The 15,442-nt window shown below is 58.5% G+C and carries 12 protein-coding genes and 3 pseudogenes; 8 read left to right on the top strand and 7 right to left on the bottom strand.

From position 1 onward, the window contains the following. Positions 1-77: 77 nt before the first annotated feature. The 3 genes from pta to B2D37_RS12115 form a co-directional block, all read right to left on the bottom strand. A complete protein-coding gene (gene pta / locus B2D37_RS12125; protein WP_079202922.1) occupies positions 78-2,171 on the bottom strand; it encodes a phosphate acetyltransferase in 2,094 nt (697 codons plus the stop codon). A 149-nt stretch (positions 2,172-2,320) separates the two neighbouring features. Then, positions 2,321-3,508 carry an acetate kinase gene (locus B2D37_RS12120; protein ID WP_079202921.1) on the bottom strand — a complete coding sequence of 396 codons (1,188 nt, stop codon included), beginning with the start codon at positions 3,506-3,508 and terminating at the stop codon, positions 2,321-2,323. After that, the gene (locus B2D37_RS12115; protein ID WP_177345219.1) at positions 3,509-3,838 is read right to left on the bottom strand and encodes a DUF3565 domain-containing protein; all 330 of its coding nucleotides are present in this window, start codon (positions 3,836-3,838) and stop codon (positions 3,509-3,511) included. Between B2D37_RS12115 and B2D37_RS12110 the strand changes: the two genes are divergently transcribed. The 4 genes from B2D37_RS12110 to B2D37_RS12095 all read left to right on the top strand — a co-directional run bounded on the left by B2D37_RS12110 (position 3,837) and on the right by B2D37_RS12095 (position 6,898). Continuing rightward, positions 3,837-4,322 (top strand): peptidylprolyl isomerase, encoded by a 486-nt coding sequence (locus B2D37_RS12110; protein ID WP_079202919.1) that lies wholly within the window; start codon positions 3,837-3,839, stop codon positions 4,320-4,322. The two genes, B2D37_RS12115 and B2D37_RS12110, sit on opposite strands and share 2 nt — an antisense overlap. A gap of 152 nt (positions 4,323-4,474) precedes the next feature. Beyond that, the gene (locus tag B2D37_RS12105) at positions 4,475-4,957 is read left to right on the top strand and encodes a glutathione peroxidase (RefSeq protein WP_079202918.1); all 483 of its coding nucleotides are present in this window, start codon (positions 4,475-4,477) and stop codon (positions 4,955-4,957) included. Positions 4,958-5,138: 181 nt separating this feature from the next. Next, a complete protein-coding gene (locus tag B2D37_RS12100) occupies positions 5,139-5,732 on the top strand; it encodes a TetR/AcrR family transcriptional regulator (protein WP_079202917.1) in 594 nt (197 codons plus the stop codon). Positions 5,733-5,788: 56 nt separating this feature from the next. After that, positions 5,789-6,898: an NADH:flavin oxidoreductase gene (locus B2D37_RS12095; protein ID WP_079202916.1), complete on the top strand. Its 1,110-nt coding sequence runs from the start codon at positions 5,789-5,791 to the stop codon at positions 6,896-6,898. A gap of 556 nt (positions 6,899-7,454) precedes the next feature. Here B2D37_RS12095 and B2D37_RS12090 read toward each other — a convergent pair. After that, positions 7,455-8,644: pseudogene (locus B2D37_RS12090) on the bottom strand (glycosyltransferase family 4 protein). 159 nt (positions 8,645-8,803) lie between these two features. Beyond that, positions 8,804-9,706, bottom strand: coding sequence for a LysR family transcriptional regulator (locus tag B2D37_RS12085; protein ID WP_079202915.1), 903 nt, complete (start codon positions 9,704-9,706; stop codon positions 8,804-8,806). 83 nt (positions 9,707-9,789) lie between these two features. Here B2D37_RS12085 and B2D37_RS12080 point away from each other — a divergent pair. After that, positions 9,790-10,907: pseudogene (locus B2D37_RS12080) on the top strand (SRPBCC family protein). A gap of 7 nt (positions 10,908-10,914) precedes the next feature. Here B2D37_RS12080 and B2D37_RS12075 read toward each other — a convergent pair. After that, positions 10,915-11,130 (bottom strand): annotated as a pseudogene (locus B2D37_RS12075) (EI24 domain-containing protein); the annotation flags it as partial. Positions 11,131-11,588: 458 nt separating this feature from the next. Between B2D37_RS12075 and B2D37_RS23115 the strand changes: the two are divergent. The 3 genes from B2D37_RS23115 (at position 11,589) to B2D37_RS12060 (ending at position 14,250) form a co-directional block, all read left to right on the top strand. Further along, positions 11,589-12,029: a hypothetical protein gene (locus B2D37_RS23115; RefSeq protein WP_154067086.1), complete on the top strand. Its 441-nt coding sequence runs from the start codon at positions 11,589-11,591 to the stop codon at positions 12,027-12,029. Between the two features lie 119 nt (positions 12,030-12,148). Continuing rightward, a complete protein-coding gene (locus B2D37_RS12065) occupies positions 12,149-12,682 on the top strand; it encodes a putative phage abortive infection protein (protein ID WP_177345218.1) in 534 nt (177 codons plus the stop codon). Beyond that, positions 12,682-14,250 (top strand): DUF262 domain-containing protein, encoded by a 1,569-nt coding sequence (locus B2D37_RS12060; protein WP_079202912.1) that lies wholly within the window; start codon positions 12,682-12,684, stop codon positions 14,248-14,250. The genes B2D37_RS12065 and B2D37_RS12060 overlap by 1 nt, the downstream gene beginning before the upstream one ends. Before the next feature lie 556 nt (positions 14,251-14,806). Here B2D37_RS12060 and B2D37_RS12055 read toward each other — a convergent pair. Continuing rightward, the gene (locus tag B2D37_RS12055) at positions 14,807-15,427 is read right to left on the bottom strand and encodes a recombinase family protein (protein ID WP_079202911.1); all 621 of its coding nucleotides are present in this window, start codon (positions 15,425-15,427) and stop codon (positions 14,807-14,809) included. Positions 15,428-15,442 lie beyond the last annotated feature (15 nt).

Below are 15,442 nucleotides of genomic sequence, written 5' to 3'. Positions count from 1 at the left end.
CGCAACGCCAGTGGCCATGCCGGGTCTGGCGTTTTTGGGGATGCCGATCTCGCCTGCTACGACGACTAATCGGCGTGTTAGTTGGCCAAATTCGCCGCCTGAATCGCCGTCAGAGCGATGGTGTAGACGATGTCGTCGACCAGCGCGCCGCGCGACAGGTCGTTGACCGGCTTGCGCAGCCCTTGCAGCATGGGGCCGACGCTGATGCAGTTGGCGCTACGCTGCACCGCCTTGTAGGTGGTGTTACCGGTATTCAGGTCGGGGAACACGAATACCGTAGCGCGACCGGCCACTGGGCTGTTGGGTGCCTTCTGCCGGCCAACGCTGTCGATCGCGGCGGCGTCGTATTGCAGGGGGCCGTCGAGCAGCAGGTCCGGGTTTAGCAGCTTGGCCAGGCGCGTGGCCTCGCGAACCTTCTCGACTTCCTCGCCGGTGCCCGAGTCGCCGGTGGAGTAGCTGAGCATGGCCACCCGCGGTTCGATGCCGAAGGCTACGGCCGAAGCGGCGCTTTGCACGGCGATCTCCGCCAGCTGCGCCGCAGTCGGGTCCGGGTTGACCGCGCAATCGCCGTAGACCAGCACCTGATCCGGCAGCAGCATGAAGAACACCGAGGACACCAGGTTGTAACCCGGTGCGGTCTTGATCAGCTGCAAGGCCGGGCGAATGGTGTTTGCCGTGGTGTGGATGGCGCCCGAGACCAGGCCGTCGACCTCGTCCAGCGCCAGCATCATGGTGCCGAGCACCACGTTGTCCTCCAGTTGCGCCAAGGCCATGGGCGCATTGAGGCCCTTGCCCTTGCGCAGTTCGATCATGGGCTCGACATAACGCTCGCGGATCAGGTCCGGGTCGAGGATTTCCAGTCCCGGCGGCAGCTCGATGCCCTGGGCCTGGGCCACGGCGTGCACGTCTTCCGGCTTGGCCAGCAGTACGCAGCGGGCGATGCCGCGCGCCTGACAGATGGCGGCCGCCTTGATCGTGCGCGGTTCGCTGCCCTCCGGCAGGACGATGCGCTTGTCCGCGGCCTTGGCGCGCTGCACCAGTTGATAGCGGAACGCCGATGGCGACAGGCGCAGCTCCCGTGGGGTGCCGCAGCGGGTGCGCAGCCAGTCGTGGTCGACATGGCTGGCGACGAAGTCGGCGACCTTCTGGGCGCGCTCCTTGTCGTCCACCGGGATTTCCTTGTTCAAGCGGTTGAGGTCGGTGGCGGTGTCGTAGGAACCGGTGCGTACCGTCATCACCGGCAGGCCGCTTTGCAGGGCGCCACGGCACAGTTCCATGATCCGCGGGTCGGGCGCGAAGTCGCTGCACAGCAGCAAGCCGGCCAGCGGCATGCCGTTCATTGCCGCCAGGCTGGCGGCGAGGATGATGTCGTCGCGATCGCCAGGGGTCACCACCAGGGTGCCGGGCTTGAGCAGTTGCACGGTGTTGGCCACGGCGCGGGCGCAGAGCATGATCCTGAGCATGCGTCGTTGTTCATAGTCGCCGGCGTTGAGCACGCGGGCGCCGAGCAGGTCGGCGATGTCGCGGGTGCGCGGGGCGTTCAGCTCGTCGTGCCAGGGAATGCAGCCGAGCAGGCGGAAGTCGTCGCTCTTGAGCAACGGCGAGTGTTCCTTCAAGCGCTCGCAGAAGGCTTCGATGCCATCTTCGCTGCGCACCTTGTTGATGATGACTCCGAGCACTTTCGGGTCTCGCGGGCCACCGAACAGTTGCGCCTGAATTTCTACCCGGTCGCACAGTTCACTCAAGCTCTCCTGCTCCGGTGCCGAGACCAGAACCACCTCGGCATCCAGGCTCTTGGCCAGGTGAAAGTTGACCCGCGCCGCGTAACTGGCCTGGCGGGTCGGCACCATGCCTTCGACGATGATCACATCTTTGCCGGCGGCGGCCTGGTGATACAGGCTGATGATTTCTTCGAGCAGTTCATCCAGTTGACCGTCGCCGAGCATGCGCTCGACATGCGCCAGGGCCAGCGGTTTGGGTGAGTGCAGACCGTGGGTGCGGGCGATCAGTTCGCTGGAACGCTCCGGGCCGGCATCGCCCTGGTGGGGCTGGGCGATCGGCTTGAAGAAGCCGACCTTGAGACCGGCGCGCTCCAGGCCGCCAACCAGGCCGAGGCTGATCGAGGTGAGACCGACGCCAAAGCCGGTGGGCGAGATAAAGAAGGTGTGCATGAAGTCTCCAATCGTGTCGGGCGAGCGCTTGCAGATAGGTGGGCGCTGAGCAGCAGGCGCTGTTGGTCGTGGCTTGGGCGGGGCTGGCGAGGGCGCAGGTTGGGCTTCGTCGCTGCGCTCATCAAGCCTACCTGCCCGGGCATAAGCATTCAGTTATCGAGCAGGGCCAGGGTGTCCAGGGCAATCTGCCGTTCTTCGTTGGTCGGCACCACCAGCACACGCGGGTGGCCATAGGCCTGGATCGAGCCCGCAGCGCCGCGGATGGTGCGGGCGTTGGCCTCCTTGTCCAGGGCCAGGTTGAACAGTTTGAGGTGGGCCACGGTCTTGCTGCGGATCAATGGCGAGTTCTCGCCGATGCCGCCGGTGAAGATCAGCCCGTCCAGCTGCGGCAGGGCGCAGCTCATGGCGGCGAGCGATTTAGCCAGGCGGTAGCAGAACACCTCGATGGCCAGGGTGGCGCCAGCATGGCCCTGTTCGCGGGCTTGCTCAAGGCTGCGCATGTCGTTGGACAGCCCGGAAAGGCCGAGCAGGCCGCTTTCCTTGTTCAGCAGCTGGTCGATGCGTTCCAGACTCCAGCCCAAGGTGCGAGCCAGGTGGCTGTGCAGGTTGGGGTCGACATCGCCGCTGCGCGTACCCATCACCAGGCCTTCCAGAGGGGTCAAGCCCATGCTGGTGTCACGGCTCTGGCCGTTGACGACTGCGCAGGTCGAGCAGCCGTTGCCCAGGTGGGCCACCAGCCAACTGCTATCGCCGGTCGCCAGCCCGGCCAATTCGGCCGCGCGATGGCTGACGTAACGGTGGCTGGTGCCATGGAAGCCGTAACGGCGCACGCCGTGCTCGCGGTAGAGGTTGTCCGGCAGGGCATACCGAAACGCATGTTCGGGCAGGGTCTGATGGAAGGCGGTGTCGAACACCGCGACCTGGGTCAGGGTGGGGAACAGCTTGATCGCCGCCTCGATGCCCTGCAGGTTGGCCGGATTGTGCAGCGGCGCCAGCGGCGCGGTGGCGCGAATGGCGCGCAAGGTGGCTTCATCCAGGCGGCTGGCCGCGGTGAAATGCTCGCCGCCATGCACCACGCGATGGCCGATACCGTGCAGCTTGCCGCCGGCGGCACCCTGCACCAGCGGCAATAATTGGGCGAGGGCTGCGCGGTGATCGCCATTGGGGATTATCAGGCTGTCCTTCTCGCCGCCGCGTTGCCAGTGCAGCACCGCGTCGTGGCTGCCGAGGCGTTCGGCTAGGCCGCTGAGGGTAAATTGCGAGTGGGCTTCATTGACCAGGGCGAACTTGATCGACGAGCTGCCGCAGTTGATTACCAGGATATTGCGTGCCGGCATTTACCGCTCCTTGTCTGTATCGCTCGGGTTGGCGGCGTCGGGTTTGACAGCTGCCGTGCACCAGCCGCAGGCGAACGGCTGGCCCAGGCGGGTAATACGTTGTTTGGCGTCGAGAACCCAGGCGCGATTTTGCCAGGGCGGCTGATGGCGTAGGTGCTGAGTATGACCACACGACAAGATTGCCAGCCAATGGCCATCGGCGTCCTGACCAAAGTCAATCAGTTGCACCAAGGCCGCGTCCGGCCGTCCGTCAGGGCTGGGTTCGCTTTCGCGCGCACCCTTGGTTAAACTTGTCCGTTCTTTATTTCTACGCAAAAGGTCTCGCCCCATGCTGATCGCCCCCAATAAGGCTGTCTCTATCGACTATACCCTGACCAACGATGCCGGTGAGGTGATCGATAGCTCCGCTGGCGGCGCGCCGCTGGTTTACCTGCAAGGCGCCGGCAACATCATCGCCGGGCTGGAAAAAGCCCTGCTCGGCAAGCAGGCCGGTGACGAACTGGATGTCTCCGTCGAGCCGGAAGATGCCTATGGCGAGTACAGCGCCGAGCTGGTCGCGACCCTCAATCGCACCATGTTCGAAGGCGTCGACGAACTGGAAGTCGGCATGCAGTTCCATGCCTCCGGCCCGGACGGCAGCATGCAGATCGTCACCGTGCGCGACCTGGACGGCGACGACGTGATCGTTGACGGCAACCACCCGTTGGCCGGTCAGCGTCTGAACTTCAAGGTCAAAGTGATCGAAGTGCGTGACGCCAGTGAAGAAGAAGTTGCGCATGGTCACGTGCATGGCGAAGGTGGTCACCAGCATTGATCCACGGCCGCAATGTCGAGCGCGCCATACGACTTATGGTCGTAGCAACTGCGCCACCGACTGCTAAGCTGAGTTAAAAAGAAAGGCGCCTTCTATAGAGGCGCCTTTTTTGTCCTTTGCCGGTAATTTGAAGCGTTCCCAAGGAGCTAGTCATGAGTGCTTTTCACGACCTCAAGCTGCGTGCGTTGGATGGCCAGGAACTGCCGCTGGCGCCATTCAAGGGGCAGCTTGTGCTGGTGGTCAACGTCGCCTCCAAGTGCGGCCTGACTCCGCAGTACGCCGGGCTGGAAAAACTCCACCAGCAATACCGCGCGCAGGGTTTTACCGTGCTCGGTCTGCCGTGCAACCAGTTCGCCGAACAAGAGCCCGATAGTGAAGAGGCCATTCGCGAGTTTTGCAGCCTGAACTATGGGGTGACCTTCCCTCTGGGCAGCAAAATTGAAGTCAATGGTCATGATCGTCATCCGCTGTACCGACTGCTGGCGGGTGAGGGCGCGGAGTTTCCAGGTGACATCAGCTGGAATTTCGAGAAGTTCCTGGTTGGTCAGGACGGCCGGGTGCTGGCGCGCTTCTCGCCACGCACTGTGCCGGATGACCCCGCCTTGATCCAGGCCATCGAAAAAGCCCTGAGCTGAAAAGCCTCAGGCTCCCTCGCTTGGATAAGCGCTAGCGCAATTCGGGAGCGCTTTCCCGGATTGCGCCGCGCTCCGCGGCTTCTCCGGCTACAGGCTGTTCCTTCTTCCTCCGTTGTAAGCACTTATCACGCCAATCAATAGTGCTGGGCGGGGCGAGACGACCGGTCATATCCTTGCCGGCATGAACGCAAACCAACGACTCGACAAACGTGACCTGATCCTCGCCAAAGGCGCCGAGGTGATGACCCGGCGCGGTTATCACGGCGCTGGCGTGCAAGAAATCGTGCAGGCCGCCGGCGTGCCCAAGGGCTCTTTCTACCACTACTTCGCCAGCAAGGAAGAGTTTGCCCTGCAGGCCTTGCAGCAGGTGTATGGCCCGCGTTTGCAGCGTTATAGCCAGGCGCTGGCGAACTCGGCGTTGAGCCCGTGCGCGCGCATCGTCGGTTACTACGGTGAGTTGGTGGAGCACTTTGCCCAGCAGGAAAAGCTCGAATACCACTGCTTTATCGGCAGCCTGAGTTTCGAGATGGCCGAACTGTCGCCAGCCCTTGGTGCCGAGATCGACGCTATTTTGCAGCGTTCGGCGGACATTCTGCAGGCCTGCCTGCAGCAGGCGCAGGGCGCGGGCGAGCTGGCCGCCTATGAGGATTGCCGCAGCCTGGCGAGCTTTATCACCAGCGCCTGGCAGGGCGCCCTGACGCGCCTGAAGGTAGCGAACAACACCTGTGCCCTCGAAGACTTCATGCAGCGCTTGCAATTGTTGTTGCGGGCCTGATTTTTTAAAACACCATTACGTAGACGACCGGTCACCTGGCCGGCAGAGGAACGACGATGAACGATCCGGTAAAAGCCTTGTTTCAACCCTTCAGCCTGGGCGCGCTGGAGCTGCCGACCCGTGTGGTGATGGCGCCCATGACCCGTTCCTTTTCGCCGGGCGGGGTACCTAACAGCAAGGTTATCGAGTATTACCGTCGCCGCGCCGCCGGCGGTGTGGGCCTGATCGTCACCGAGGGCACCACCGTCGGCCACAAGGCCGCCAACGGTTACCCCAATGTGCCGCGTTTCTACGGCGAAGATGCCCTGGCTGGCTGGCAGAAAGTAGTCGAGGCGGTGCATGCCGAAGGTGGCAAGATCGTTCCGCAACTATGGCACGTGGGTAGTGTGCGCAAGCTTGGCACCGAGCCGGACGCCGCCGTGCCGGGTTATGGCCCGAGCGAGAAAGTCAAGGAAGGCAATGTCGTGGTGCACGGCATGACCCAGGACGATATCCAGGAAGTCATCGCCGCCTTCGCCCAGGCCGCCAAGGATGCCCAGCGCATCGGCATGGACGGCGTGGAAATCCATGGCGCCCACGGTTACCTGGTCGATCAGTTCTTCTGGGAAGGCAGTAACCAGCGTACCGACGAATACGGCGGTGACCTGGCGCAGCGCTCGCGCTTTGCCATCGAGCTGGTCCAGGCGGTACGTGCGGCAGTCGGTCCGGACTTCCCAATCATCTTTCGCTTCTCGCAGTGGAAGCAGCAGGATTACAGCGCGCGTCTGGTGGAAACTCCGGAGGCCCTGGAAGCCTTTCTCAAGCCGCTCAGCGATGCTGGCGTGGATATCTTCCATTGCTCGACCCGGCGTTTCTGGGAGCCGGAGTTCGATGGTTCGCAGCTGAACCTGGCCGGCTGGACGCGCAAGCTCACCGGCAAGCCGACCATCACCGTCGGCAGCGTCGGCCTGGACGGCGAGTTCCTGCAGTTCATGGTCAACACCGACAAGATCGCCGAGCCGGCCAGCCTGGAAAACCTGCTGGAGCGCCTGAACAACCAGGAGTTCGACCTGGTTGCCGTGGGCCGCGCCCTGCTGGTCGATCCGGATTGGGCACTCAAGGTTCGCGAAGGTCGTGAGCAGGACATCCTGCCGTTCAGTCGCGCCGCCCTGACCACGCTGGCCTGATTCACGCTTTAGGTGTGCGCCGCACAACGGCGCAACGCTCCCTCAGCCCCGGCATATCGGGGCTTTTTTTCGCCTTGCAGAAAGTCAGGGAGAGCGGCGCAAGCTAGCCGCCACCTGGAAACCTGATCGGCAACCTTGTCGTAGTCGGGGGGCGTTCAGTCATTCAACCGCGAACTGCTCGCGGCGCAGCCAAAGCTTCGCGCCTGGAGCGTAACGCCGCCCAGTCGCTCTCATCAAATAAAAAATAACTCATTGTTTTATATATAAATTAAATATACACAAAGCCCTGTAGGAGCGGGCCATGCCCGCGAAACCCATCGTGGGCATGGCCCGCTCCTACAGGTACCCACAAGTCGACAGACACCATTACCTCCAGTTTGCTGCGCGACAGCGCGGCGTCTTGACGACGGGGGATCTCCTACGGTGCGGGTGCGCTCTGCTTGATCGCGAGTGGGCATGCAGCCAGAGACGCCCCGCGGCTCAGCACGACGGACGCAGAGCGTCCAGAGCAGGGTTGCCACGCAGAGCGTGGCAACCACTGGGGTTTCTAGTTTGATCAGGCGGCGGGCAATTCGACGGTCAGCCGCAGGGCGGCGCGCAGGTACTGCTCGAATAGCTCGACTCTGCTCTCCCAGCCTTGTCGCGAGGCGTGTTGCCGGGCATTCAGACGCACCCGGCGCAGGCTCTCCGGCTCTTCCAGCAGCCAGCTGGCGGCTTCGATAAAGCCCTGCTCATCTTCGGTCACGGCCAGGGCCCCATTATGGCCGTGGCGGATATGTGCGCCGCCGCAGCCTGGTCGAATGCGACCACGGCAAGGCCCGAGGCGAGGGCTTCGAGCACCACGTTGGCGAAGGTTTCCGAGAGGCTGGGAAATACCAAAAGGTCGCCCGAGGCGTAGTGCGCAGCCAGTGCTTCGCCGCGCTGCAGGCCGCAGAAAACCGCCTCGGGCAGCTGCTGTTGCAGGCTGGTGCGCTGCGGTCCGTCGCCGACCAGAATCAGTTTCAGGCGTTGCTGCGGGTGCGCCTGTTGCAGGCTGCGAAAGCTTTTAACCAATAGCGCCAGGTTCTTCTCCGCTGCCAGGCGGCCGACATGCAGGATGGCGCTATCGCTCTCGGCCAGGCCCCAGCTCATGCGCAGGCTATTGCACCGTTTGGCGGGGTGGAACAGCTGACCATCGACGCCGCGGGCGAGCAACTCCAGGCGCTCGAAACCGCGGCGTTGCAGTTCGATCAGCTGGCTGGTGCTGGGCACCAGGGTCATCTGCGAGCGGTTGTGGAACCAGCGCAGGTAGTTGGTCAGGGCGCGGGTCAGCAGGGCGATGCCGTACTGCCCGGTGTGCTGCTGGACGTTGCTGTGAAAACCGCTGACCACCGGGATCTGCAGGCGCCGTGCGGCGCGCAGGGCGGACAGACCGAGCGGGCCTTCGGTGGCGATGTACAGCACATCCGGGCGCTGCCTGTTCCAGCGTCGCAGAAGCTTGTGCAGTGACGGCTGGCCCCACTGCAAGCCGGGGTAGCCGGGCAGCGACCAGCCGCGGGTCAGCAGTAACGGGTCGTCGCTGTTGCGGCCGTCATCGCTGCTCTGCCGTGGGCGCACCAGTTGCAGGCGATGGCCGCGTGCGCGCAAGCCATCGACCAGGCGCTCGAGAATATTGGCTACGCCGTTGATTTCCGGTGGGAAGGTTTCCGTGATCAGTGCGATAGAGTGCGGTGGTGTGTTCATGGCAGCAGTCTCGGCTGTTGCCATGTAGTGCATGTAACAATCTGATTGCTTTTTTGTGACGGCGTTTTCGCCGCGTTCAAGTAGGCGCTTGCGACCTAACCAGTAGGGTCATTGCCTTGCGCTGGTGCTGGGCAAGGCACACCTTGTACACCGCCGGTGTGCAAGATTTCCACGGATCAGCTGCTAGCTGAGCAGGTCACTCAATTGTTGGCGCAGCCAGCGCTGTGCCGGGTCGAGGTCCTGTTGTCGGTGCCAGATCAGACTGATCTGGACGGGCGGCATGTCGAAGGGCAGGGGCGCCATCTGCAGGGCGTATACGGGCGCGAATGCCTCGGCCAGCCGTTTCGGCACGGTGCCGAGCAGGTCTGTTCGGCCAATGACCGCCGGAATAGGCAGGTAGTTGGGCAGATGCAGCGCCGTCTGGCGACGCACCCTGGCTGAGCCGAGTACGATTTCCAGGGGCGAGCCGCGCCCGGCACGTGGTAGCACCGACACGTGGCGGGCGCTCTGGTAGTCGTCCCGACTCAGTCCGCCGGCGAAGGCGGGGTGACCGGCGCGGCCGATCACCACCAGCTGTTCTTCCTGTAGGGGGCTGTAGTTCAGATCGGGGGCATCGAAGTGCAGGTAGTCGATGGCCATGTCCAGCGTGCCGCTTTCCAGGCGCTGGATCAGCGTGTCCGCATCATCAGGCTGTACATGAATCTCCACGCGCGGCGCCAGCTTGGCCAGACGTTCGAGCAGCCGCGGGAGCAGGGCGGCCTGGGCATAGTCGTTCAGCGACAGGCTGAAGCTGTGCTCGCTCTGCGGGTCGAAACGCTCCTGGGGGCCCAAGCCACTTTGCAGCAGGCGCAGGGCCTGGCGCACCGGCACGTACAGCACTTGGGCGCGGGCGGTAGGCGTCATGCCTCGGGCGGTGCGCTGGAACAGCTCCTCGCCGAGCTGCTGGCGTAGGCGCGACAGGGCGTTGCTCACCGTTGACTGGCTCAGGTGCAGGCGCTGTGCGGCGCGGGTCAGATTCTGCTCCTGCATCAGGGCGTCGAAGACCAGCAGCAGGTTGAGGTCGATCTGGCGTAAATTCGTAGCCACGGATAATGCTCTTTTATAATATCCATTATAAAAATAATCAGGCGCCGCATAGACTCCTGTCAACCACCACCGGAGTTACTGCCATGAGCCACAACAACAATGCCCAGGCGTTCCGCATTCGCTACCGGAGCGATATTCATCCGCGGTACAACCCCTGGCTGCATGCCGTCTTCGTCCTCGTCTACGGCGCCGCCTGCCTGTCCTTCCTGTGGCGCTCCCTGGATCAGGTGGCCGTCTGGCAATGGCTGCTGGTGCCACTGACCCTGGTGTTCTTCAGTTGGGGCGAATATATGGTGCACAAGCACCTGGGGCATCACAAGACTCGCTTCGGCAAGCTCTTCTACAAGCGCCATACCGGCGACCACCACAGCTTCTTCGTCGAGGCCAGATGCGCTACGAGACGCCGCGCGACTGGCGGGTAATCCTGTTTCCCGCCTGGCTGATCGTGCTCTACAGCCTGCCGCTGTTCGCCGCCTGGTGGTTGCTGGCGCGAATCGACGGCAACCTGGCCGCGCTGGTCGTTGGCAGCATGCTGTCCGGCTACCTGGCTTATGAGGTGATGCACGCGTGCGAACACCTGCCTGCCGAACATCCGCTCTCGCACCTGCCTGGGATTTCCCAGATGCGCCGGCTGCATGCGCTGCATCACCGCCGCGACCTGATGCATAGCCACAACTTCGGCATCGTCCATCCGCTGATGGACTGGCTGTACGGGACCTTGCATTGGGAGCCGCTACCCGTCTGCGAGCAGGTGCGCATGCAGCATGCCGTGTACATCGAGCGGCCGGCCAATGCGGTGCTGGCTTATGCCGCCACGCCGACGCACTGGCCCGATTGGCATCCGTCGTCCCTGCGTATCGAGGGGCGTGACGGCGTGCTGGTGGCCGGTGACGGTTTCGAGGAGGACATCCATGCAGGCCGCCGCTTCGGCCACCTGCGCTGGGAAGTGCTCGACCATCAGGCCGGTCGGCGCTGGCAGGCCAGGGCCTGGGGCGACCAGGGTTTGGAACTGCTGGTGACCTACGAGTGCCAAGCGGAGCACGGTGGCACCCGCTTCGTGCGGACTCTGGATTACGGCTTTCGTGGCCTCGGGATGCAGTTGGTCAATCGCCTGCTGCTACGCCGGCGCATCGAGCAGGAATCTGAGCGCTCCCTGCAGGCGCTGCGCGAAGTGGTCGAGCGCCGCTTGCCCGCAAGTTGATGAGCGTTCAGCGGGCGGGGGTCAGTGCCCGTTCGCCACCTTCGCGTACCCAGAACAGGGTGGCGCCGGCCACCGCCGCCGGCATCATCAGGATATTGACTCCGGGAATCAGCAGCACCGCGTAGGTGATGCCACCGAACCCCAGGCTCTGCCAGCGCTTCTCGCGCAGCCAGGCGAGCATGTCCGGCCAGCTCATCTTGTTGTTGTCCGCCGGGTAGTCGATGATCGACCATATAGTGGTCGCTACGCCTGAAAGCTACGTCATGTGCAGACCCCCTTTCCAAGGAGTCGAGTGCAAATGTACCAGCGAAATGGAGGCCCTAGGAAGCGGCTTCATCGTGGGGGGTAAATATCAGTGTTGTGTGGCCTAAAGCAGTCGGTTAACCGACGATCCTGAACTCAGAAATGCCGCAGTGTAGACACGCTGATCTGTGGGATTCGACAGCCAATGAGGCTTAAACGTAAATTGAGCCCCGCTGCCCCAAGACAATAAGTTGGGCGCATTTAGTCGATAATTGCTCTGTGATAGGCCAAAATCGGCCGCTCAGTTGGCGGCCTACTCACGTCAGAAAGCAGGCTTATGAAGGTGTATTCGGAAAAAAGGAAATTCGAATTTTGGCTTATTGACAAGAAATTGTTAAGTAATTCAGGGTGCATTTTCAAAAAAGCTATAGAGCTGAGATGGCAAAACAGTATCATGGTGTGCGTAGTACATTAAGCACACCTATTATGCTCCCAGCTCAACATGAACCTCACAAGATACACAGAAAGGATGCTATGAACTATTCATCACCTCCCTCTAAAGATCCATCAAATTTAACCGATGTGATCAAGCTTGCTTTGATACTACTAGCAGTTTTATCAATTTGGTTAGGCGCTTGGTACTGGATTGATGGTCACATATATATAGAGAATGATATTGCGGAAAGCATTGCAGCTAGAGGTCAGTTCGGCGACAAATTCGGTGCAGTAAATGCCCTGTTTGCGGGTTTCGCTTTTGCAGGGATTATCTTCACAATTTTTTTGCAAAATCGCGAAATAAAACAGACAAAGAAAATGCTTGAAGAACAACTAAAAGACTCCAACAAGCAAAGATTTGACAGTACTTTTTTCAGCTGCTAACTTTACATAATGACATTACTTCAAAACTTTCCGATCTTGAAAAGCGAGGTCGGGAGGCATTCCGCGCCTTCCATGCTCGCATAATACTTTCTGATCCTGACTTCCGTTGCTACCCAGCTTTGCAAAAATTAGATCGCGAAGAGATCCGTCGAGTTAAAGATACCAAATCCATAGTCTCAGATGCAGGTGGAAAGCTTGATTCAGCCGACATCTCCAATCTCCAGACAAGTTTAGAAGAGGGAGTTGCCAGTCTTGAAAACTATCTGGATGATTCACTAGCACTTCAAGAAAAAAAAATACGCCAAGCTTATACGAAAGCTGCGGAGTTGCACGTTGACAACTATTCCCACTACTTTCGAAACCTATATCACACTTTGCGATTCATTAAGGAGTCGCCTCTAATAGAAGACTCTGAGCGACCGCGCTATGCTAAATATGTGCGCTCTCAGTTATCAGAGCCGGAGTTGCTTTGTCTTTTCTATAACTCCCTAACCAAGATTGAACTTCCAGGTAGAGAAAAAATGGAACTTGGCTACCCTAAGATGGGCAAGCTCCTTTATCATTTTGATATATTGCAGAATTTGCCCCCAAGAAGCCTATTGCATCCTTCCCATTTGCAGATATTTGAAGTCAATTATGCGGAGGCAGCATAATGTCACAGCGCGAGCCCAAACCTGAAGTTTATCGACTCGAAGAACTTGCAATACTTGTAAAGTCTGGCGACATAAAACTGCCTAAATTTCAGCGCCCCTTTGTCTGGCGACGTACGGACATGCTGAAGTTATTGGACAGCATTTATAAAGGGTATCCAATTGGAAGCCTTTTGCTATGGCATAGTTCCCAGCGTTTAAAAAGTGAACGTAATATCGCCGGTTTAAAAGTAGACGAAGAAACTACTGTCTATCCAACTAGCTACTTGCTCGATGGTCAGCAGCGACTTACAACCCTCTGCGGCGCACTCTTCTGGGATGGTGACGCTTCTAACAATATGTGGAACATCCATTTTGATCTTGAGACTGAGGAGTTCATTCACCCAAAAAACTCAGATAGCACTTCAACATACCCGCTGAACAAGCTACTCGAAACACACCAATTCATTAAGCAGTGCATGAAGTTTGCGCACCATGAAAAACAAAATATATACACCGAAAGAGCTGAGCGCTTGTTGCGTATTATCAAGGATTACAAGATCGCCGTCGTTAAAATTGGCGATATGTCAATTGAGCAAGTCGCCCCGATTTTCGAAAGAATAAATAGCACCGGGCGAAAGCTTACTATTGTCGACTTGATGATGGCGGCAACTTGGAGTGACGGATTTGATCTTTCTTCTGAAATACAAAAAATTCAGAAGGTTTGCAATGATAATGGTTTTTCAGGAGTGTCAGAGCAAGTCATATTGCGCTCGATTGCAGCATCTGCCAATCTGGGTATTAACAAAGACGACATCCAGCGCCTTAGAACTCTTAATTCTGACCAGCTCAGCACGGCTGCAAACGAATGCAACTCTGCTATCTCCAAATCTGTTAATTGGCTTACAACAGAGCTAGTGATTCGTGACGCAAACTATCTACCTTATGGGTTGTTTTTTACTTATTTAGTAGAGTTTTTCCGGTGCGCTCCCACGCCATCTGATGACACATTGGGGGAGCTCAAAGCATGGTTTTGGTTTACATCGACAACTCTTTACTTTGGAGGCGCCAGTACTGGCGACATATCTCGCGAACTAATCAATGTCAGAGAATTTGCGACGGGCGCTCGCACTCAGCTATTCAAGAGAGCAATAATAAATATCGGTAACTTGGTTTACGACAAGTTCAATCTAAAGAATGCAAGCAGCACAGCCTTTTGCTTAATTCTACTATCAAAAAGGCCCAAAACAAGCCTGTCTGGAAGAGATTTGGATCCTGACGTTTTATCAGAAAAAAACTCTAAGCTTTTTGGGAGGATCGCACCTTCAGGGATTGAATATATTAACATCTCGGCAATCATCGAGCCTTCAAAAAGCAACACTTCACGCGTGGGGCCAAATGTTGATATTTCCGAGCATCTACTGAATTCGCTGTGTTTAGAATTGATTGATGAGGGGGATTCTAAGGGTTTTGTTTGGGAGCGCTCTGGTCTAATCGCTGACGCAGTTACGCAGCTTACCGGATGTGAGTGCACAATAAATTTCTCTGACTTACCCACTGATGATGGTGGCTCAGAGGACGGATTGGAGTAGCACCTTTGTGGCGCTTTCTTAAAGTCTGCGCCACATTATTATTATGTCTGTACGATCGGCATCCACATCTTTAGCTGAAATTTAAAATGGGATGTGGGATTGTTTAACTCGAGAAAAGCTAATTAGCCCCTACTGTCGGTGGTGATTGAGAACTCACTCAGGGCGGGTTTGATTTCCACTAGTCTCGTATACTGATCGGAATGACAGGTTTTTGGCCGATACTTGCCTATGGGAAACTTCTGGTCGATCCCCGTCATCCGTGACAGGAAGTCACTGATCCCCCCCCCCGCCAAACAAACCGGCCCTATCGTGTAAGCAACGAATTCTCAGCGGATAAATATCAGTGGAGCTATTGGCCTTGGAGTTCTAGCCGGGAGTTCTCGCCGAAGCGCTTAGCAAGGGAGCTAACCCCGTAAGCCAAGGCCATTATTCGTTCAAATATCTGTGGTGCTGCCCTGTGAACGCTTGGCTATCGGCGCTGAACAACGGCGATACCCACCAAGCATGAAAAATAACCCGCCACGGGGGCGAGCTATGAAATTGCAGGGTTATCCAGTCAGGCAGCCAGCGAGCGCTTAACCTTTTGGACGGTAGTGGTTGAGCAATCCAGCAGCTCAGCTACTCGACGAATACTCTTACCATCAACCAATAGTTCAGCAATCTTTGCGTGTAGGGCTGCATCAACTGGACGGCCTTTGTAAGCCTCTTCTGCCTTTGCTTTAGCGATCCCCTGAGCTTGACGTCTACGGCGGTCTTCGTAGTCCTTACGAGCGACTACAGCTAGCATGTCCAGCAACATTCCGTTCACTGCTGAAATCATCCCCTTGGTGAAATCATCTTGATCCTTGGTTGGGGCTAGCACCGAGTGGCTGGTGCTTAGATCAAGGGACACAACAGTGACTTTCTTACGGGTAATCATCTGTTTCAGACTGTTCCAGTCATCAGCGTTCAAACGGGACAACCGATCTACCTGCTCAATCAGTAGAACATCACCTTCGTGACTATCTTCCAGCAGACGAAATAGCTCAGGACGATGAAGTTTTGTGCCTGACTCATTTTCAATGTAGAAGGCAGCAATCTTATGGTTCCGTTCTGCTGCAAAGGAAACTAACTGTGCCTTAGCCCGTGATGCGTCTTGTTGATCGGTAGAAGCACGAAGGTAAGCTCGGATGAACATGGCAGCAGTCCTTTG

The sequence above is a fragment of the Pseudomonas sp. CC6-YY-74 genome, from assembly GCF_002025205.1.
Lineage (GTDB): Bacteria > Pseudomonadota > Gammaproteobacteria > Pseudomonadales > Pseudomonadaceae > Aquipseudomonas > Aquipseudomonas paeninsulae.
The sequence above is the reverse complement of the archived record's forward strand: the minus strand, read 5'-3'. Positions and strand labels throughout refer to the sequence as shown.

Coding starts and splice junctions, on each gene's coding strand:
- B2D37_RS12120 (WP_079202921.1), bottom strand. CDS start 3,508: ATGCCGGCACGCAATATCCTGGTAATCAACTGCGGCAGCTCGTCGATC.
- B2D37_RS23115 (WP_154067086.1), top strand. CDS start 11,589: ATGGCAAAACAGTATCATGGTGTGCGTAGTACATTAAGCACACCTATT.
- B2D37_RS12115 (WP_177345219.1), bottom strand. CDS start 3,838: ATGGGGCGAGACCTTTTGCGTAGAAATAAAGAACGGACAAGTTTAACC.
- B2D37_RS12110 (WP_079202919.1), top strand. CDS start 3,837: ATGCTGATCGCCCCCAATAAGGCTGTCTCTATCGACTATACCCTGACC.
- B2D37_RS12060 (WP_079202912.1), top strand. CDS start 12,682: ATGTCACAGCGCGAGCCCAAACCTGAAGTTTATCGACTCGAAGAACTT.
- B2D37_RS12100 (WP_079202917.1), top strand. CDS start 5,139: ATGAACGCAAACCAACGACTCGACAAACGTGACCTGATCCTCGCCAAA.
- B2D37_RS12105 (WP_079202918.1), top strand. CDS start 4,475: ATGAGTGCTTTTCACGACCTCAAGCTGCGTGCGTTGGATGGCCAGGAA.
- B2D37_RS12095 (WP_079202916.1), top strand. CDS start 5,789: ATGAACGATCCGGTAAAAGCCTTGTTTCAACCCTTCAGCCTGGGCGCG.
- B2D37_RS12055 (WP_079202911.1), bottom strand. CDS start 15,427: ATGTTCATCCGAGCTTACCTTCGTGCTTCTACCGATCAACAAGACGCA.
- pta (WP_079202922.1), bottom strand. CDS start 2,171: ATGCACACCTTCTTTATCTCGCCCACCGGCTTTGGCGTCGGTCTCACC.